At 63.8% G+C, this 17,711-nt stretch carries 27 protein-coding genes; 16 read left to right on the plus strand and 11 right to left on the minus strand.

The window, feature by feature from the left end; genetic code table 11:
• Positions 1-77: 77 nt before the first annotated feature.
• The 3 genes from POM99_RS21145 to POM99_RS21155 all read right to left on the minus strand — a co-directional run bounded on the left by POM99_RS21145 (position 78) and on the right by POM99_RS21155 (position 1,691).
• Complete coding sequence (locus POM99_RS21145; RefSeq protein ID WP_277280665.1) at positions 78-647, minus strand: hypothetical protein; 570 nt, start codon at positions 645-647, stop codon at positions 78-80.
• Positions 644-931: a DUF4365 domain-containing protein gene (locus POM99_RS21150; RefSeq protein ID WP_277280666.1), complete on the minus strand. Its 288-nt coding sequence runs from the start codon at positions 929-931 to the stop codon at positions 644-646. The genes POM99_RS21145 and POM99_RS21150 overlap by 4 nt, the downstream gene beginning before the upstream one ends.
• Positions 932-998: 67 nt before the next feature.
• Positions 999-1,691, minus strand: coding sequence for a hypothetical protein (locus tag POM99_RS21155; RefSeq protein WP_277280667.1), 693 nt, complete (start codon positions 1,689-1,691; stop codon positions 999-1,001).
• Positions 1,692-1,970: 279 nt separating this feature from the next.
• Between POM99_RS21155 and POM99_RS21160 the strand changes: the two genes are divergently transcribed.
• A complete protein-coding gene (locus POM99_RS21160; RefSeq protein WP_277280668.1) occupies positions 1,971-2,519 on the plus strand; it encodes a DUF736 domain-containing protein in 549 nt (182 codons plus the stop codon).
• Positions 2,520-2,678: 159 nt separating this feature from the next.
• Positions 2,679-3,035: a hypothetical protein gene (locus POM99_RS21165; protein WP_277280670.1), complete on the plus strand. Its 357-nt coding sequence runs from the start codon at positions 2,679-2,681 to the stop codon at positions 3,033-3,035.
• 16 nt (positions 3,036-3,051) lie between these two features.
• Here the strand turns inward: POM99_RS21165 and POM99_RS21170 are convergent, their stop codons facing one another.
• Positions 3,052-3,243: a DUF6771 family protein gene (locus tag POM99_RS21170; RefSeq protein ID WP_277280672.1), complete on the minus strand. Its 192-nt coding sequence runs from the start codon at positions 3,241-3,243 to the stop codon at positions 3,052-3,054.
• A gap of 87 nt (positions 3,244-3,330) precedes the next feature.
• On the opposite strand from POM99_RS21170, the gene POM99_RS21175 reads away from it, so the two are divergent.
• The 5 genes from POM99_RS21175 (at position 3,331) to POM99_RS21195 (ending at position 5,933) form a co-directional block, all read left to right on the plus strand.
• Positions 3,331-3,936, plus strand: a complete 606-nt coding sequence (locus POM99_RS21175; RefSeq protein WP_277280674.1) for an SOS response-associated peptidase — start codon at positions 3,331-3,333, stop codon at positions 3,934-3,936.
• A 61-nt stretch (positions 3,937-3,997) separates the two neighbouring features.
• Complete coding sequence (locus POM99_RS21180; RefSeq protein WP_277280676.1) at positions 3,998-4,453, plus strand: hypothetical protein; 456 nt, start codon at positions 3,998-4,000, stop codon at positions 4,451-4,453.
• Complete coding sequence (locus POM99_RS21185; protein WP_277280677.1) at positions 4,450-4,773, plus strand: hypothetical protein; 324 nt, start codon at positions 4,450-4,452, stop codon at positions 4,771-4,773. Before POM99_RS21180 ends, POM99_RS21185 begins: the two co-directional genes overlap by 4 nt.
• Before the next feature lie 43 nt (positions 4,774-4,816).
• On the plus strand, positions 4,817-5,329 hold the full coding sequence (locus POM99_RS21190) for a hypothetical protein (RefSeq protein WP_277280678.1): 513 nt from the start codon (positions 4,817-4,819) through the stop codon (positions 5,327-5,329).
• A gap of 100 nt (positions 5,330-5,429) precedes the next feature.
• Positions 5,430-5,933, plus strand: a complete 504-nt coding sequence (locus tag POM99_RS21195; protein ID WP_277280679.1) for a hypothetical protein — start codon at positions 5,430-5,432, stop codon at positions 5,931-5,933.
• A gap of 4 nt (positions 5,934-5,937) precedes the next feature.
• On the opposite strand, the gene POM99_RS21200 is transcribed toward POM99_RS21195, so the two are convergent.
• Positions 5,938-7,164, minus strand: a complete 1,227-nt coding sequence (locus POM99_RS21200) for a DUF1173 domain-containing protein (protein WP_277280680.1) — start codon at positions 7,162-7,164, stop codon at positions 5,938-5,940.
• Positions 7,165-7,362: 198 nt separating this feature from the next.
• Here POM99_RS21200 and POM99_RS21205 point away from each other — a divergent pair, with 198 nt between their 5' ends.
• Positions 7,363-8,052 carry a pentapeptide repeat-containing protein gene (locus tag POM99_RS21205; protein WP_277280682.1) on the plus strand — a complete coding sequence of 230 codons (690 nt, stop codon included), beginning with the start codon at positions 7,363-7,365 and terminating at the stop codon, positions 8,050-8,052.
• Between the two features lie 15 nt (positions 8,053-8,067).
• Here the strand turns inward: POM99_RS21205 and POM99_RS21210 are convergent, their stop codons facing one another.
• A complete protein-coding gene (locus POM99_RS21210) occupies positions 8,068-8,238 on the minus strand; it encodes a hypothetical protein (RefSeq protein ID WP_277280684.1) in 171 nt (56 codons plus the stop codon).
• A 339-nt stretch (positions 8,239-8,577) separates the two neighbouring features.
• Between POM99_RS21210 and POM99_RS21215 the strand changes: the two genes are divergently transcribed.
• On the plus strand, positions 8,578-8,922 hold the full coding sequence (locus POM99_RS21215) for a thermonuclease family protein (protein ID WP_277280686.1): 345 nt from the start codon (positions 8,578-8,580) through the stop codon (positions 8,920-8,922).
• A 468-nt stretch (positions 8,923-9,390) separates the two neighbouring features.
• Positions 9,391-9,726, plus strand: a complete 336-nt coding sequence (locus POM99_RS21220; RefSeq protein WP_010890940.1) for a single-stranded DNA-binding protein — start codon at positions 9,391-9,393, stop codon at positions 9,724-9,726.
• 194 nt (positions 9,727-9,920) lie between these two features.
• Here POM99_RS21220 and POM99_RS21225 read toward each other — a convergent pair whose 3' ends face one another.
• Positions 9,921-10,745 (minus strand): GIY-YIG nuclease family protein, encoded by an 825-nt coding sequence (locus POM99_RS21225; protein ID WP_277280692.1) that lies wholly within the window; start codon positions 10,743-10,745, stop codon positions 9,921-9,923.
• Positions 10,746-10,856: 111 nt separating this feature from the next.
• On the opposite strand from POM99_RS21225, the gene POM99_RS21230 reads away from it, so the two are divergent.
• The 4 genes from POM99_RS21230 to POM99_RS21245 all read left to right on the plus strand — a co-directional run bounded on the left by POM99_RS21230 (position 10,857) and on the right by POM99_RS21245 (position 13,035).
• The gene (locus POM99_RS21230; RefSeq protein WP_277280694.1) at positions 10,857-11,336 is read left to right on the plus strand and encodes a Ros/MucR family transcriptional regulator; all 480 of its coding nucleotides are present in this window, start codon (positions 10,857-10,859) and stop codon (positions 11,334-11,336) included.
• 176 nt (positions 11,337-11,512) lie between these two features.
• Entirely contained in the window at positions 11,513-11,758 is a 246-nt protein-coding gene (locus POM99_RS21235) for an AbrB/MazE/SpoVT family DNA-binding domain-containing protein (RefSeq protein ID WP_277280696.1), read from the plus strand.
• Positions 11,755-12,144: a type II toxin-antitoxin system VapC family toxin gene (locus POM99_RS21240; protein WP_277280699.1), complete on the plus strand. Its 390-nt coding sequence runs from the start codon at positions 11,755-11,757 to the stop codon at positions 12,142-12,144. The genes POM99_RS21235 and POM99_RS21240 overlap by 4 nt, the downstream gene beginning before the upstream one ends.
• Positions 12,145-12,159: 15 nt before the next feature.
• Positions 12,160-13,035, plus strand: coding sequence for a hypothetical protein (locus tag POM99_RS21245; protein WP_277280701.1), 876 nt, complete (start codon positions 12,160-12,162; stop codon positions 13,033-13,035).
• A 26-nt stretch (positions 13,036-13,061) separates the two neighbouring features.
• Here POM99_RS21245 and POM99_RS21250 read toward each other — a convergent pair whose 3' ends face one another.
• Genes POM99_RS21250 through POM99_RS21265 form a run of 4 tightly spaced genes read right to left on the minus strand, consistent with a single transcriptional unit; the run spans position 13,062 to position 15,071 of the window.
• Positions 13,062-13,337 (minus strand): hypothetical protein, encoded by a 276-nt coding sequence (locus POM99_RS21250; RefSeq protein WP_277280703.1) that lies wholly within the window; start codon positions 13,335-13,337, stop codon positions 13,062-13,064.
• Positions 13,338-14,075, minus strand: coding sequence for a zeta toxin family protein (locus POM99_RS21255; RefSeq protein ID WP_277280706.1), 738 nt, complete (start codon positions 14,073-14,075; stop codon positions 13,338-13,340).
• Entirely contained in the window at positions 14,072-14,410 is a 339-nt protein-coding gene (locus tag POM99_RS21260; RefSeq protein ID WP_232730306.1) for a hypothetical protein, read from the minus strand. The genes POM99_RS21255 and POM99_RS21260 overlap by 4 nt, the downstream gene beginning before the upstream one ends.
• A 4-nt stretch (positions 14,411-14,414) precedes the next feature.
• Positions 14,415-15,071: a DUF6088 family protein gene (locus POM99_RS21265; protein ID WP_277280707.1), complete on the minus strand. Its 657-nt coding sequence runs from the start codon at positions 15,069-15,071 to the stop codon at positions 14,415-14,417.
• A gap of 685 nt (positions 15,072-15,756) precedes the next feature.
• Here POM99_RS21265 and POM99_RS21270 point away from each other — a divergent pair.
• Together POM99_RS21270 and POM99_RS21275 are read left to right on the plus strand one after the other, a co-directional pair.
• Positions 15,757-16,800: a DUF2493 domain-containing protein gene (locus tag POM99_RS21270; protein ID WP_277280709.1), complete on the plus strand. Its 1,044-nt coding sequence runs from the start codon at positions 15,757-15,759 to the stop codon at positions 16,798-16,800.
• A gap of 430 nt (positions 16,801-17,230) precedes the next feature.
• Complete coding sequence (locus POM99_RS21275; RefSeq protein ID WP_277280711.1) at positions 17,231-17,542, plus strand: hypothetical protein; 312 nt, start codon at positions 17,231-17,233, stop codon at positions 17,540-17,542.
• Positions 17,543-17,711 lie beyond the last annotated feature (169 nt).

Below are 17,711 nucleotides of genomic sequence, written 5' to 3' on the forward strand. Positions count from 1 at the left end.
TCCCCGCCCTCGCCGTTCGTATGCACAAACGGACAGCCTCAAACATGCCCAAGGGTGGGGTCAATTTTAGACGCCGATTACCCCTCAAACGGGGTCAATTTTGCACGCCGGTCTACACTCTTGCTCCAGTTGAGATCGTCGCGGGTCTGGTGTCGTAATGTCTGCCTTAGCAAATAGCTGAATCGGTTTTGCTCATCGACATCGTCATGAAAGGCGAGATCAACCGTGTCGATCGCATCCACTTGATCCTGATCGACGATTGCGCGGCAACACGATGTCCGTGGATCGTGGAAGGACCAGAATGATCCTCCCTGGATAACCCAGTCAAATCGTGCCGGCTCATCCCCATCGAGCAAAATGGCGGATGCCTTCTTGCCATCATAGGGAGTTGAGGCCACGAAAATCTCATGAGGCAGCGTGATCGGCAGGATGTTGACGATTGCTTCTTCGCCGCCGCCCAAAGCCGGCACATAATAGCCGAACCCGGCCTTCGGAACGGTCAGACCTGCAAGGCGATTTACGGTCGTGCTATCGAGGACGTCGAGCGACTTATTTATCAGGAGACGTCTCTCGCTGAGCTCAAGCTCGCGCGAGACTTCCTTCCAATAAAAGCTTTCATCTGAACGCCGGTAGAAGACGACTATCACTGGAAGGTTCGAGCCTTCCAGTAATCCAGATCCTGCGGCCTGAGCAAATAGGAGAAGGATTCGTCGGTTTCTGAAACGTAGCGACTGCTGTCCGTCGACTTGACCTGCACCGCGATCATTCGGGCCATCGGCTGCCCATTTTCCATAACCTCGGCTATGCCGTCGATTCCGGCTTCAAGCCTAGAGCGCCCATCAAATTGAAAGCCGATGGATAGGAAGCGACCCCTGACGGCGTTCTCGCCAATTTCGCCGATGATCTGGTTCGGAGTGAGATGCTTGGCCATATCCCAAACTAGAACATTCGTAGAACCTACAAAAGCAGGATTCCGCAAGCCCGACGGCGTTTTCCACCTAAAGCTGCATATTCCAGTACGCGGCGACGGCAATAACCTGTTCACGTGGATAGTGTGGACCTGCATTCTGAAGGTCAAAGCGGATGCGGTCCAATCTGCGACTCGCATCACGATCAATGGACGAGTTAAAAGTCACAATCCCCAAGGGACGCGAACTGCGCGCATCATTCGGCCAACTTTTCGGATAGGCAATGTCGTGACCTGGACTTTCAACGTCAACACAAGAGACAGCCTCATGGCCACAACGCCAACCGTACAAATGATATGCGCAGGTTCGCAGCATCGCCTTCACTTCTGGCATCACGTCCGTAAATGCCTTCAGAGGGGTGGGGAGTAGAACCATATTGGCAACGCACGAATAGAATCGCGGATCTTGGACGATCACATTGGTAGAAGCGTAGCTGGCGTCGTCGATGCCCCATATGTGACAGCAAGACCAATTTGGACGATCATTACCGCGGAGGCCCAGTGCGTAGGTGAGAGCCTTGTTAGCATAGAGGTTGCCCTCATGCTTGTGGACCGTAACACCCGTTTGCCGGTTTCGGTTCATCTGCGGCTCGGACCAGTTGTTCTTATAGAATAGCCCTCTGCGACTGTGCTCCGGATACCAAACAGGCAGCCTCTTGAAACTCTCGGGGGCCACCCATCGAGCGGTTCGTTCGATCAATCTCATCACTTCCGAAAGGCTCAATTCCGCCCGGAGTGCCTCAAGACCGTCCTCTGCAATTCTTGGGGTCATCGTATCCTTCGGGCGACTGGGCCTATCTCCTGCGCCCGCTATGTCGTGTCGGGGAACCACGATCATATCACTCGTCGGCGGGCCATCAACAACCAGCTCACCGCAAAGCCTTACCTTCGATTCTGCGGGCAGTGCCCGCAGCTTCGGCCTGACGGCCGGGAGGGAAGGGGGTGGGAAGAGAGTGACCGGACAAGGGGTTCGGTCGCAATCGATCCTACCAGGAGAACGTCCATGAACATCGGTGAAATCCGCAAGAACGCCAACGGCCAACTGATCGGCTCCGTCGAAACGCTCACCATCACCCGCACCATCGGCCTGCGGCCCGTGACCTCCAGCAACCCGCGCGCGCCCAAGTACGAAATCGTCGCGCTCAACGACCAGCGCCGCTGGGTGATCGTCGGCGCGCTGTTCGAACTGTCCTCGAACTCGACCGGCGAGAGCTTCTACCAGGGCAAGATCGACGACCCGTCGATGGCGCAGCCGCTCTACATCGCCGCTTTCCCGCGCGAGGATGGCACGATGGCGGTGGCCTGGCAGCGTCCGCGTCGCCGCAGCAGCCAGCTCGGCTCGGCCGAATACGGCGAGAGCGACATGTTCGGTGCCGAAGACGTCGCCGGTGACCGTGGCGCCGGCGAGCAGGCCAGTGAAGCCCGCCACAACGATGGCCTCGGCGACAGCACCGCGACCCCTCCGGGCAAGCGCGGCCGCGCCCAGGCCAAGGACGGCGAAAACAACAGCGCCGGGCACGAAGGCGCGCTGCCGCCCCTCGTCGACGCCTGATCGTCCAAACACTCCACTGACGGGGACCCAACCGCGGGTCCCCGTCCCCGTGCAAGGTCGCGCAATCGCCCCCCGCGCGGCCTGAGGCGGAACGCCGGCCTGCCCCCCGCCCGGCGTTCCGCCTCTTTATTTGCCGCGGGCACTCTGGAGACCATCAACATGCTGACCGACAGTGAACGTTTCGCCTTCGAGACCCGGCGCCATCACGCTTTCGCGAGCACCGGCAATGCTTACGACGCCAGTCAGTGCGACGAGGCGATCAAGACCGGCGATACCCTGATTGTGTTGGCCGAACAGGTGGTGGCGATCGCCATGACCTGGCCGTTCGCGGTGACTGAGACCTGCGGCAAACTCCATGCCCTGGCACCGCCGAAACCCGGCGAGAGTCTCGCCGTGGTCGCGCGGTCGCTTCACGTGCGTGAGGCCGACTTCCGACACGCCGCCGACATCGCCCGCCGTCTGGGATTTGCGCTCGACCCGCAGCTGGTGCCGCTGCTCGACCTGCCTGCCGGATGACCCGGGACCGCTCCGATCAGAGCGGCAGCGACGTCTGCGCCTCGACCGTCTCGCACGCAGGCGCGATTACCGCATTGGCAATCGCGCGTGCCAGCTCGAGCGCCGCATCCTCGCGCAGGCATGAACTCGGAGCCGTGATCCCGACCCGCGCCCAGCCCGGGGCGTCGAGGATCGCATGCGCGACAGCAGACGTATCGATTCGTTCCATGCCTATAAAAGAACATAGAGGGAACATATTTGCAAGAGGTGGCCCCCGGCGATTGACACGGAGGACCGTCCAACCGAGCATCGGGACATGTGCAACTTGTACCGCATGACCAAGGCGCAAGCAGAGATCGCCCGGCTGTTCGGTGCGCGGGCGGGGGAGGGCGCCAACTTCGCCGCCGAGGTCTATCCCGGCTATCCGGGTCTGGTCGTCGCCGAAGGTGAGGCCCGCGTCATGACCTGGGGCTTCCCGCTCGCGCTCAAGAGCAAGAGCGGGCAGGCCCTGAAGCCCAAGCCGGTCAACAACGCGCGCGAGGACAAGCTCGGCACCGCGTTCTGGCGGGCCAGCTTCGAGCGCCGCCGCTGCCTGATCCCGGTCAGCGCCTGGGCCGAGGCCGAAGGCGCGAAGGGTGCGATGACCCGCACCTGGTACTCGCTTCCGGGCGAAGAGGTCTTTGCCGTCGCGGGCATCTGGCGGCCGACCGAGGAATGGGGCCAGGCCTATTCGATGGTGATGGTCGATGGCTGCGCGCAGATGGCCGACGTCCATGACCGCATGCCGGTCGTGCTGGCACGGCGCGACTGGGAGCAATGGCTCGATGGCACGCCGGCGGAAGCCTTTGCGCTCTGCCAGACATGCTCAAGTGAGCTTGAGGTCGATCAAACTCCGGAGCGCTGGGCCGCCCGCCGCAGCTGAGGTCGAGGGGAGGGGGTCTTTCTGGGGTCGGATCAACGATCAACGAGAAAGGACCTGGCCCATGGGCGACCGCGCTCCCGTTCACATCACCATCGGCGGCGCATGCCCGCGCGAGCACCTTGAAACCTTCGCCACTCACGCGGCCAACTATGACCTGCGCACCGAATGGGACGGCGAGCCGTTCGATCCCGCCGCGCTCGTCGCGGGCGAGCCGCTCGAGCTTTACGGCACCGAGCTCAACGGCGGGCAGATCCCCGAGGTCGATGCCTTCTGCATCGCGCATGGCCTGCCGTTCCGCCGCTGGTCGGGCGGCTGCCTCGGTGCCTTCATGCCGGAGATCGTCCTGTTCGACGGCAGCGGACCCTTGCGCGACTACACGGCGAGCGAGGACGAATGGGTTCTGTTCCCGCCCTCGTGGATCAAAGGCTTCACCCGCCTGCGCGAGCTCAAGCGAGAGATGGCCCGGGCGGAACTGACCATCCCACCGTTCCAACTCGTCGACGGCACGCCATCATGATCAGGGATCCCGATCCGGCGCGCGACGCTGCGCTCGCCCGCTTCCCGCTCTCGCGCGTGAGCGAGGCCTTTCACGACGATATGCTCGGCGTGCTCCCGCCGGTCCATTGCCGCGGCGCTCTCGGTTTCTTCGTCAGCGAAGCCGTCAACGACAATGTCCATGCCCAGTTCGTGGCGTGCAACGGCCGCTTCTACGGGGCCTATGTCGCGCTGCGCGATACCGCGACCTGGATCACACACCCCGCGATTGCTGCGTTCGATGTGGCCCATCCCGACCCGCCGGTGCTGCACTGGTACCCGGACGAGGCCGGGAATCGGTGAGGGGAGGGGGCTTGGATCCGGTGTTCCTTTGGGGAGACCGACCATGCTTCGCACCTACACCGGCATCGGCGCGCGCGCGACGCCGCCAGAACTGCTTGGGGTAATGACCCGCGCCGCCTTTGCCCTGCTCAAGCGCGGCTATGTCCTGCGCTCGGGCCACGCACTCGGCGCCGATAGCGCGTTCGAACGCGGTGCTGGGCACGCGGCGCAGATCTTCCTGCCGGTCACGGGCTGGCGCGGCTCGACGAGCACGTTCCATGCGGGAACCCTGGGCGCGGAACTGTGGAGCAGGGCACGCGGGATCGCCGCCGCACACCATCCCGCCTTCGCCGGGCTTTCGCGCTTCGTCCAGGACCTCCACACCCGCAATGTCTTCCAGGTGCTCGGGCCAACACTCGATTGCCCTTCGCAATTCGTGCTTTGCTGGACCGCCGACGGCGAAGCCTCAGGCGGCACCGGCCAGGCGCTGCGCATTGCCGCGGCACACGGCGTTCCCGTCTACAACCTCCAGCGAGCCCGCGAGCGCGCACACGTCGAGCGCCACCTCATCCTCTGACCCTTCAATCCCCCGCATTTGCGCCGTTCTCTACGCGTGCCCCGGCGTCATGACGCGGGGGCAGCGGCGCTGCGCGATGCCAAGCGAAAGCCCTCCGACCATGTCATCACGCACGCTCAATCTCGAAATTGCCTGCACCAGCGAGGAGGCCGCGCGCTTTGCCGCGGTCGAGCTGTTCCTCGCCGATCTCGCCAGTGACCCGGCCGCGCAGCCGCCGGGCGAACTCGATGCGGTGTTCGGCGCCAAGGCACGGGACACGATCCTCGGCCTCGTCGGCCATCCCGAGCCACTCGGGATCACCTGCCGCTACGACCGTGACACCGGCGTGATGACGCTCTCGGCGATCGATGGCCGCCCGAACCTTGCCGCGCTGCCCGTGCTGCTGCTGTGGCTCTACCCCGAGAAGCTGCCGATCGCCTACTCGGTCCACGTGACCGACAACCCCGACCTGGCAGTCTGGACGATCGTCTCGCTCCAGCGGATCGAGATCACCCAGCACGCCGATGAAGTCCCCGCGCGCCTTGAAGCGCTGCGCGCCGCCTCGCCCGCGCCGCGCCGGCTCGATCTCCTGCCGGCCCGGCCGCTGCCCCGTCCAGAAGACTGAGGGATCAGGCTGCGGCCTGCGCTTCCCAGCGTCGTTGCCGCGTGACGCGGGCCGGGAGCGGCTCGCCTTCCTTCCAGAACCGGTGCGCGACGCCTTGCCCGGCGAGCAGCGCCTCGAGCGGCTCGGCCACCTCGTTGTCGCGGTCATGGATATGGACCGCACAGGCTTCCTCGCCAGTATCTTTCAGAACCAGGCTCGCGATCGGCGTGTCGACGTCGAGATTGACGCGCAGGCCCTTCACGAACCGCCGCATCTCGGCGACCGCCTTGGTAAGGAGGTAGCGCTCGTCACTGGTCTCGTAGGGGAGCCACTCAGGCGTTACCGGCATCAGCGCGACCTCGATCAGGTCGAAGGTGCCTTCGCGCCGCCGCGCGAACGAGCCTGCGAGCACCAGGTGATCCTGCTCGCCCTTGGTTCCATGCTGCGCCTGCCATAGCGCGAGCTCGCCTGCGAAGCGCTTGTGGAACCGGCGCGCCATGTCCTGGTCCATCACGAACGGCATGTCGCCGACATGGCGCAGGACGATCCGCACCGCACCGTGGCTCGCCACGATCTCCTTGATCTCAGCCACGACGACCATCATCTCGTCGCGCGAGCGGTAGACCCGCTCGAGCGCGGCGCGGCGGCGGGCGCGGATGTCCTCCTTGTCTTCGAGCCTGAAGCTTTCCGGCACGAACAGCACATGGGGCAGGGCTTCCTGCTTCGCCCGGCATGACGCGGCGGCCTCGAGCAGCGCGCGCCGCACCACGAACCAGCTGCGCTTGCCCGCCATTTTGGGATGCCAATGCGTGAGCTCGGCTCGATCCCACAGCACGTGGAGCAGCCCGCGCATCGAGAGCTTCTGTCCCGACGACTTCACTGTCGGCTTGTCGTTGGTCAGCGCCGCCGGCGCGAGCCGGGCGCTCCCGCGCGAGAGTGGGAAGCCAAGCTTGAGGCTGGTCTCGCCGCTTGCCTCATCGTCGATGAGCGCCGCGCCGCGGACCTGACCCATGCCGGTGAGGTAATCGGGCGCCTCGTAATGATCACACGCAGTCGCGTGGCGCGCGCCCGAGCCCGGCCAGCGTGCCAGAACGTAGCGGTCATTGCGGTGTGAAATATAGAGCGGCAGGTCGGTCCCCTTGCGGCATTCGCACAGAACCTGGGCCTTTTGCGCGTAGGCTTTTGCCAGAAGCGGCTGAAGTTCATCGCCTTCGGCCACGCTGCGGCCGAGCACACGGTATCGCTGGATCATTGGTTGTTGCTCCAATTACTTGCGATCGACGCTGCCCGTTCGACCTCTCGCGCATCTCCTTCGGTTGAACGCGGCCCCGGATGGGCACGCTCGGATCAGTCTATTCCGCGCATTCCGCCGCGGCAAGATGGTGCACAGCTGTTGCACTTGCGTCGGTCCGACTGGCCGTCATGAGGACTGGCAGCTAGGGCAGGGCGCATGGATGACCTGTTTACTCCTCGCGGTTTCTCCGGCCGGACGCTGGTGCGCAGTGATCTTGCGCCGCTCGTTGGCGGCGCGCCGCAAGTGCTGATCGATTGCGATCTCGAGGATGCGGACCTCTCCGGGCTCGACCTCACGGGCTGGCGGTTCGAACGCTGCAATCTGCGCAAGGCCGATTGCAGCGCCGCTAAGCTCGAGGGCTCGGTCTGGCACGGTTGCCGGGCGCCGTTCGTGAGCTTTGTCGGGGCAAACCTCAGCGAAGCTGCATTCTCGGGCGGCGACTTCAACAATTCCGTCTGGCGGCGCTCGACGCTGACCTCGGCCAAGTTCTTTGGCACCAAGCTGACCGGGGCGGATTTCAGCGAAGCGCTGGCGATGCATGTCCAGTTCGAGGAAGTCCTGCTGGTCAGCGCCAAGTTGCCTGGGTTCTCGTTCCGCAAGGAGACGCTCCGCCGGGTCGACTTTTCCGGTGCCGATCTGCGCAAGGGCGACTTCCGGATGACGGTGTTCGAAGACTGCAGCCTGCGCGAGGCGATGGTCTCGGGCTCGCGCTTCGAAGGTTCCGATCTGCGCGGTGCCGACCTTGGCGGACTGCGTCTGGTTGATGCGGGGCTGTTCCGCGGCGCGACGATCTCGCGCGAACAGGCCGGGCAATTGCTTGGGGAACTTGGGCTCAACGTGCGTTAAGTCCGGAGCAGGGGCTCAGACCGCCTTGCTTTCGTCCTGTTCGAGATTCTCAACCACGCCGTCGGCAAGCCCGAGACATAGCGCGGCTTCTTCGCGCGTCAGCACGATCTCGCCTGCGGCCTGATCGGCCAGCTTCCTGCCCAGCACCACCGACACGGCGCGGGCGACCTGCAGCGCGCTTGGCATTTACCCACGATCGTCCATCGGTTCGGCTCCTTGGGTCTCGGGCACGGTTCTGCCTGCGGCAGCAGGTTCATAAGTTCGTGGCCGGATGGGAGTATACCGGTCCTGGTGCTGGTTGGCGAGGTCAAGGCAGGGGAGGGGCACCCCGGCGCCCGCGCCCCACGCGGGCTGGGGGCGACCCGCTCTACTCGCTAGGGCGCGCGTCGGCGCTGGCGCACCGCCGCCCACCCAAGCTCGCCGGCATGGGATGCCGGCCCTGCGGGTGACGATCGGGGCCAGGGGTGTGGGACGAGAAGGGCGGGGGCATTGGCGCGGCTGCGCGCGGCGGCTAGGGTCTGCCTCATGCCTGTCGTTCTTGCTGCCGCCGCCCTGTGTCTTTCGCCCTTGGTTCACGATGGCGATACGATCCGCTGCGGCCGCGAGCGGGTCCGCATCGCCAACATCGATGCGCCCGAACTGCCCGACAGCCCGAAGTGTCAGGACCGGCGCCGGTCTTATGCCTGGTGCGATTTTGCCGCGGGCGAAGCCTCGCGCGTGGCGCTGATCCGGTTGCTGTCGCGGGGCCGGGTCATGATCGAGCGGCTCGGGACCGACCCCTATGGGCGGACGCTGGCCACTGTCTCGGTAAATGGAGTGGACGCCGGTGACTACCTCATCTCGCAGGGACTCGCCAAACCCTGGCGCTGAAGGTCCACTGCGGCGGGCGTCATTGCAGACCTCTGGACGCACGGACTTGTGCGGCTCCGAATGCCAAGATCCGAAGCAGCGCTGGCGGATGAGGCTGAGGACGGAGCACCTCGTTCTGATGATGCCGTCGAAAGGCCGCACGGCGACCGGTGAAGGTATGGTTGGCGCGAGCGCAGCGGGGCAAAATCGGGGCAAGGCTGAACTGCGTGCCTGTCTGACGGGTCCAGAGCCTGCTGCCCTTCCGGCATGAATTGACGAAACCGCCCTTCGTTTGCCGATGAACCCTGCGGCGCCAGTCCCTGGCCGCAACCCAAAAGCAGCGGACCGTGAAGCCCTTCGGGCTTGCCGCACCACTCCTCGCTTTTGGGTTTCCCTCGCGTGCCGCTCGGTGCGGGCCCGGGCCTATCGGCGCCGCCTGTCTGGTTCATCGGCGGGCGGTTCCGCCGAATTCAAGACCGGAGACAACCCATGAAGAACCTCGTCATCCTGATCGGCCGCATCGCGTCCGCCCCCGAAACCCGCCACGCCGGCGAGACCGCGATCACCTCCTTCACCCTCGTCACCGACCGGCCCAAGCTGGTCGACGGCAAGACGGTCAAGAACGAGGCCGGCTACACCGAGACGATCCCCGAGTTCCATCGCATCACCGCCTTCAACGGCCTCGGCACCTCGGTCGCCAAGCACAAGAAGAAGGGCGATCTGGTCGAGGTCCAGGGCCGCCTCCACTACTCGAAGTGGACCGACCGGGAAGGCGTCGAGCGCTACGCGGTCGAGATCGTCTCCGAGGAAGTCCTCTTCCTCTAAGCCGAGCCGGGGAGGCGGCGCTGCCGCCTCCCTTCGGGCCTCCCGGACCGAGCCCGATGCGAAAAATTCAACGGACCCAGCTCTTTTCGCACTTGCAGCATGAACGGGCGCGACCCATATCAGCAGTGCCTTTCAGGCATCCTCTCCCAAACTTTTCACGGGGCTGGCAGCACTGCTGGCCCTATTTTTTCTGCTCAGTTCCGGTTGAGACCCATTTCCCTGCTCTGCAGTTTGGCCTTCCATAGCTGTTCGGCGGCCAGAACCTCTTCGACAGTTGCGGTGCTTCCGGAAACCTCGAGGATCGACACCTGGTAGTCGGCCGGGTCCCGGCTCTTGAGCCCGACGTTCCCTCCATGACCATTGCGCACGTACTCAAGCCACCGTGCAAGCAGGCCGCCTTCGCCGCAGGCAGAACCGACGTATTGTTCCCGGGTACGAGGGCAGGTCAGAAGGTAGACTCCCCGCACTGCCGAAAGCGCGGCCAGCCAACCTGGTGGCAGAGCCTCGATCGTCGAGAGATTGGCGATGAAGCGACCGTAACCTGGAAATGCTTCCTCCTGGAATGTCCGGGTCATTTCGAGGATGAGTTTGTCCTGACGATCGGCGCGTTGCGCCCAACTGCGCGTGCCGCTTCCCCAATCTATGTAGACGCGGCCGACATGCTCGGCCGAGGCTTCGACAAAATCCTGCTCGTATCGATCCAGCCCGGTTACGTCGTGCCCGCTGAGCGGGTCCGTCGTCCCTTGAGGACAGGATCCGCATGGTGTGACCCGCCAGAGCCCGACAAACATGTCGCTCCTCGCTGGAGTCACCACGAAGCTCGCCCAATAGGGAGAAGCGAGCCGGGACCTGTTCTGAGGCGTCTGGATACTCTGGTATCGCAGAAACTCGTCGTGATGATCGCGCCAAAGCCCGTAAAGCGTTCGGCCCCGGAACGGATTGGTCTGGTGGCGCAACAGGCGGACCTGCGCCGGGTCAACACCATAACTATGTAGTAGCGCGTTGAATGCGAGAGCCATCTGGCCAACCTAATGCCTGAGCCGCTCATTTTACCACTTAATTTGCGCTGGCAATCACTCCGGCAGGGTCATAGGAATCGATCAAATCATAGCTGCAAGGTGATCCTGAAGATGCCCGATGAAGCCCTGCTGGACCACGTTGCCGACATCGTCTCCGCCCACGTCAGCAACAATTCGGTCTCGGCCAACGATCTGCCGGGCCTGATCCAGTCGGTTTACGCTTCGCTGGCCGCGCTCGGCCAAGCACCTGAGCCGGTCGAGGAGAAGCTCACGCCGGCAGTTTCGGTGCGCGCGTCGGTCAAGCCCGACGCTGTGACCTGTCTCGATTGCGGCGCGAAGATGAAGATGCTCAAGCGTCACCTTGGCACCGATCACGGCATGACCCCGGCCGAGTATCGCGCGCGCTGGAACCTGCCGGCAGACTATCCGATGGTCGCGCCCGACTATGCCGCCAAGCGCAAGGAACTAGCGGTCCGCATCGGTCTTGGCCGCAAGCCTGGACAGAAGCCGAAGGCCAAGGCTGAACCTGCAAAAACCGCCAAGCCGCGCAAGAAACTCGGCGTTGCGTTCGGCGCGGCCGACGCTGGCTGAGCGCGGTAAAATACGCCTAAGCCATTGTTATTATTAACATAATCTATATTATCACTCTGAACGAATGTGCCATTATGCGGCGCGCGTGACACGTTTTCACTTTCATGGCATAAGCTGCAGTTCATGTCCGAACATTGCCTCGCGTGGGGTCATGTCGGGCGACCTGGAGCACTGCCATGACGGTTCAAGTGACGATCACGCCTAACGGCCGAATGAGTTTGCCGGCCGATATCCGCAAGCGGCTCGGCCTGGCCGGTGGCGGCGCCTTGCTGGTCGAGGAAACCGAGGACGGAGTCATCCTGCGCACCGTTGCCCAGTCGATCGCTCACGCGCAGGCGCTCGCGAAAAAGTACACCGGCGGCAAGACCGAGGCCTCGGTCGATGCCTTCCTGGCCCGCCGCCGTGAGGAATCCGGCGAATGAGCGAAGTGGTGCTCGATGCCTCGGCACTCCTTGCCTTGCTCCGGGACGAGCCAGGCGCGGACAAGGTTGCCGACGCCATCGCGGATGCCCGCATGAGCAGCGTCAACTATGCCGAGGTCGTCAGTCACTTCATCCACGCTGGTATGCCTGCGGGCGAGGTCGATGCGATGCTGAAACCCTTGCCGATGGCCATCGTGGATGCGGACCAGGGCCTTGCCACGATCGCCGGGCGCTTGCGCGCCGCGACGGCCGAAGCCGGCCTGTCGCTCGGCGACCGGTTCTGCCTTGCGCTGGCCCGCCGCGATGGCCTCCCTGCCCTGACCGCGGACAAGCAGTGGCGGACCGTGGCCGATGCCGCCGGGGTCAGCGTCGCAGTCATTCGCTGAGGGAAGGAAATTGAGATGACGTCCAAGCAATCCGGCTCCGACCTCAAGCGCCTCCCGGATTGCGATGGACTGCGAAAGCTTTCCAGCAGCGGCGGCGTCGGCAGCAATTCCGACGATATCAACGAAGCCCAGCAGTTTGCCTACGACGCTTGGGACGAGCCTGATCGGACGCGTCGCAATTTGCTGGCCCGCAAGGCCCTCGCCCGCTCGCCACTCTGCGCGGATGCTTGGCTGCAACTCTCCGAGCTTCGCAATCTCTCGGACTCGCAGCGCCGCGAATATCTTTTGCGTGCGGTTTGCGCCGGTGAACTCGCGATCGGCGAACGGCGATTTGCCGAGGCGAAGGGCGATTTCTGGCTAATCCTTGATACCCGTCCCTATATGCGGGCCCGCTTCGCGCTGGCCCAAGACCTCTGGTATTCCTGTGATCGGAATGAGCGGATCGCCGCCATTGCCCACTTGCGCGAGATGCTCGACCTCAATCCGAACGACAATCAGGGGCTGCGCTACGTCCTTCTGGTATGGCTGATCCGGACGGACGCCTATCAGGCAGCGGAAGACATGCTTGACAAGCACCGTGATGAAATCTCGGCCTTTATGGAATTCACCCGCGTGCTGCTTGCTTACCGTACGCTAGGAGACTGCGAGAAAACGCACGAAATGGCCGCAAAAGCCTACCTCGGCAATCGCCACATCCCACACTATCTCGCCCATTCAGAGCTTTGGCACGAGGGATCCGGCACCTATTCGCCGGGACGCGAAAGCGAAGCCGCATGGTATGCTCAGGAACTCGGGATCGATTGGTTCTGCACCCATGGTGCCATAGAATGGCTTGCTCACTGCACGGACAGGGAACCCGTGCGCAACCGCGATGGCGAAACGCTCCATTGAACGGCTGACATGTGTCGACCAGCGCCTTAGCGCGGGCCGCTTGCGTCCTCATTCGCCTGGTCCAGCAGGCCCATGAACGTGCGTGCCGCATCCCGATCGCGCTCGTCCTTGAAGGCGACATCGAGGTCGGGTGCCGAACCCAGCATGTAGAGCAGCGACCACATCGCGAACTTGCGGCCCTTGTCGGTCTCCAGACCGAACTCGACCTGCATTCGCTCGACGCCGCTGGCTAGAGCCGCAGGCGAAACCGCTCCGAGATCATCGGTCCCGAAGAAGCGCCGCATCTGGTCATCGAATTCCATTTAGGCCTCGCGTGGCGCCACGACCTCGAGCCATTCCGCGATTGCGGGCGGGACGCTGGCAGGACCTGATCGCAGGTCATAGAGCTCGCTCTCGCCGAGTTGAACACGGCAAACGGTGAAGGCCTGTTTGAGATCGCGACTGTTGTCCGTGAAGATTGCGGCATCAGCAACCTTCGACGCTGCGGCGATTGCGCGCTGGGTCTTGGGGAACCGCTTCAACAACCGTTCCATCGGGACATCATGTCCGTGCTCCGCAACTCGCGTCTGCACGCGCAGGATCGACAGCTCTGCATTTGTCAGCCCGACGAAGAACAACAGCACGAAATAGCCCGCGCGCTGCATGTCCTCAATCAGGTCGATCTTCGAAAGGACCGTCCCGTCGGGCTGCTCCTCCCAATAGGAAAACACCGTCTCCATTGCGAACGGGACCTTGGCCCCCATCGCATGGCCGACGAACGCTTGGACGCCGTCCTGCGCCACGCGCATCCAGCTTTCATCTGTATCGCGCAACGTCTGCGCCCACTCGTCGAGCGCACCATCGCTTCCTGGCTCCGGAAGGATCGAAAGCATCATGCGGTCCGCATTGATCAGCGGGATCTGCAACTGCCCGGAGAGCCGCTTGCGCCACATCGTCGACTTGCCAGAGCCGTTATGGCCCGCGAGGACGATCGCCAATGGCTTCTTGGTCTTCTGCTGTGCCGCGAGGATCTGTTCGACGGCCTCCGAAAGACCGGTCAATCGATGACCTCGAACGCACCGTTGACCAGACGCCCCCGATTGATGCGCCCGTTAAGCCGGCGAATAAACACGCCAGGCTCACCATCGGCCACCGAGAACTGCGGCACATCCTTCTTCGCGCGGATATCGACGCCCGGACGCTCGAGGCGCTTCACGACGCGCTCAAGCGCTGCCGTGCTGCGTTCGATGTTCTTCTTGACCAAACCGGCCGATGGCTTGTTGCCGCTGATGGTCACGCTGCCGAACTTCACCTTCGAGCCACGCGCGCCCTTGGTGCGAACGACGACATACTGGCCGTTAGTTCCGGTACGGGAATTGGTGCCTTGCTTCGCCATGATCTCAAGATAACCCTTCGGGTGGATTCTTGCCACCCCTGATTGCGTCGATGGCGCCGCGACGATGCGCGTTCAATCGAAGAACGACATCCCCCATCCAACCTGGCATCACTGGTCTGCCTTTGAGCAGCGCCTGCATATCCTTGTTATCGAGTCGGTCGGAGAGATGGGCAATGGCGTCGGCATCGACCTTATTCCGTCCGAGACTGGCCAGAAGCTGGACCACGCCGTTCGCCGTCTCCGATGCGTTATCCAGCACCGGTGCACGGCTGTGCTTAAGCGCGACACTGCGGCCTGCAGCCACGCGCACGCGCGTTCGCCCCGTCGTCGCATAGCTCGGCTTCGCCGGTATCTGCGCCGAGAGGCCAAGCCCGTTCGCTGCGGTAGCAGCAGAGGGCGCGAGTTGGTCGCCGCTTTGCGCCGACACAGCGAGCGCGATCATCTGGGCGTCCGGTGTCAACGCGCCCAGCTTGTGGTGCAGCTTCGGATAATCATAGAGGCCGCGACCAACCCTGCGGACCTCGCCCGCTTGCACGAGACGCGACAATGCCATGTCGACTGAGCCGCGAGTGCCGAAGTCGATGAAGTGCTTGGGCGTGAAGACCCACCCTCGCCCTTTCGCGCGAACGCGCTTCATGATCTTGTCGGCCACGGCGGACATGCTTCGAGTGCTCCTTTCGTTAGAAACTAGCACATGTTTTTCTAACGAACCATTGCGCGACGCACATCCCGAACCCGAGCATAATGAGCGGCCCCGTCAAGATTGTCGCACTCGGTCCCGCGCGCCCTAGCGGGCTGCGCTCCTGCGGGTGCGAAGTTCCTCACATTGGGCCGCCGGCACTCTTGCACTCCGCCTCCGTCGCCGTCCCGAGCCCGTGCTGTGCACCGGGCCACGGGCCGACTGACTGGCTCCGGCAAGGGGTCCCTTTTGGTGCTGGCCGCGCCGCGGACGGCGCATCCAGGGCGCCCCGCTTCAAACCTGAGTTCTGCCTTGCCGAGAGTGCAAAGACGGGGCGCAGAAGACAAAGCGTTTTGCGGTTAACCCCGAACCCCCAAATGGGGTTCGGGGGCAAAACCGTAATCTCTCTCTCATCTCGGTGGCTGAGCGAAATCAGCATCGCCATAGCATGACGCCTGGGAGATTGGCGGCCGTCAAGGATCGCGGGTACCCCCCGATTTTGGCCTGCGGCGCCTTGCGGCTTGCGAGCAAAAATCGGCTCCCCCCGCGCCCGCTCTTCGCGGCGGCAGCGCGTTCGCGCCGCCGTCCCTGACTGCCTGACTCCGGCGTCCCTCCGATGGGCATCTTTCATCAGTCCGATGAGAGACAATTCCTTGTGGAGGTTATCATGACGGACCGTTTCTCGAACTTCGCCGACCTTGCCGAACACTATGCGCGCGAAATCGCGACGCCCGACTACGCTAGGGCATTCATGGAGCAGACCGAGTTTGCCAAGCTCTCGATCGAGCACGAGCCGAGCAGCAGCGAAATGCCCGATCCCGAGGTGGCGCAGGCCGCGATCGAGATGATGCTGGCAACGGTTTTCGACCTGTTCCGCGACACCCGGATGGAAGACTTCGCCAGCGAAGTCGCCTGGGGCATCGCCAACAGCTTCCATGTCGTGGCGAAGCGCCTCGATGACCGCGAGGATACGATGGCCAACCGGCTCCAGGAGAAGCTGCGCGAATACGATCCAAGCGAGGTCTATGCGACCGACCTTGAGGACCTCACCATGCAGGCCCGCAGCCTCGCCGAATGCCGCGACGCGATGGAGTGCATGCGCGACCATGCCGCGCGGATCTACCTCGTCGAAACCGGCCGGCCCTTCTCGCCGGTGCGTGGGTCCAGGGTCTCGTCAAAGACCAATGCCTCGATGATTGAAGCGCGCGACTACCTTGCGGCACAGAAGGCGCAGCGGCGCGAGCAGTTTGCACCTTCGGGCCCGGTCGTAGTGTTCTCGGGAGGGCAGCAGTTCACCGACATTGCGCTGGTTGAAGACTACCTTGATGCGATCCACACCCGGGTCCCCTCGATGGCACTGGCGACTACCGCGCAGAACAAGGGCGCGGACGTGATCGCGGCCGCCTGGGCATCGCGTCAGGGCGTCCCGGTGATCCTGTGCAAGCCCGATACCTCGCGGGGACCTTCGGCGCCCTATCAGCGCAACGCCCGCATGCTGGCCTTCAAGCCGGTTGAGGCCGTGGTGTGCAGCGGCGGCGGCATCCAGGCGAACCTCGCCGACCGGCTGCGCGAGGCCCGCATACCCCTGCATATCGTGCGCGACGCATCGGCTCAGAACGAGGTTCCGCCGCAGCGCGCCAAGGCTCCGGCGCAGGGCGAACGTCCGGCGATGAAGCGGGTGGCCAATGGGGACGATCTCCCGCCCTTCTGAACGGGAGCCCATCCATCCAATCTACCAGAAGGGTGTCCGGTCTCACCGCCGGATGCCCTTCATTTTTGTCGCTCGGAACGCACACCTGGATGGCCCGGCTCGCTCGCTTCTTGCCCTCGCCAGTTACGGCCTGCCGGCCTGCTGGCGTGGGCCGCGAAGCCTTCGCATCGGCCGGGCGGGCGAGCCCGCGTTTGGGGCACCCGAGGGGGTGACCAACAGGTTAAATACTCTCGCAGACTTCCAAGTCTGATGGCCGCCATTGGCCCGCGTCAAGAAGGGCGGTTCCCCCAATTTTTACGCCTGAAGAAGGCGAAAAAATCGGCTCCCCCACCCCCGCTTCGCGGCGGGCCGCGAGCGGCCCGTTCCTGACCCGGACCAAGCTCGGCCATCCCGAAGGAGACCTCTTCAATTCCTTTGACAGGAGGCTCACATGAACGCTCTTACCAAGACCCTCGACATCCCGGCTTTCGACCCGATCAGCTATGACGCCGCAGTGCGCGCCGCGACCATCCGGGCCCAGCACAGCTTCTTCGACCAGCACGTCATCGAGGACGAGTTCGGCTGCTTCCTCGCCATCGACGAGGGCGACTACAACGCCCTGCCCCAGGACCTGATCGACCGGATTGTCCATTCCGTCCCGGGCATGATGGCTGACGACTTCGACGAAGCGAATATCGCCCGCGCCGCAAGCTTCATGAGCGTGGTGATGGATCCCGAATGGGACGCAGACTGCCCGTTCTGAAATGACCGAAGATCGCAGCGCCGGAGGGCTCCGCTGAGGGGCTCTCCGGCCCCCTCACATGGGAGTTCTCAGGTCAAGAGGCTGTGCGGTAGAGCGTGCAGCCTCTTTCCTTCCGCACAATCATATCTGTTCTACCTTGCCGGTTCGGCTGCCAGCCGCAGCAATGAAC

It is taken from the genome of Novosphingobium cyanobacteriorum (genome assembly GCF_029436685.1).
GTDB lineage: Bacteria > Pseudomonadota > Alphaproteobacteria > Sphingomonadales > Sphingomonadaceae > Novosphingobium > Novosphingobium cyanobacteriorum.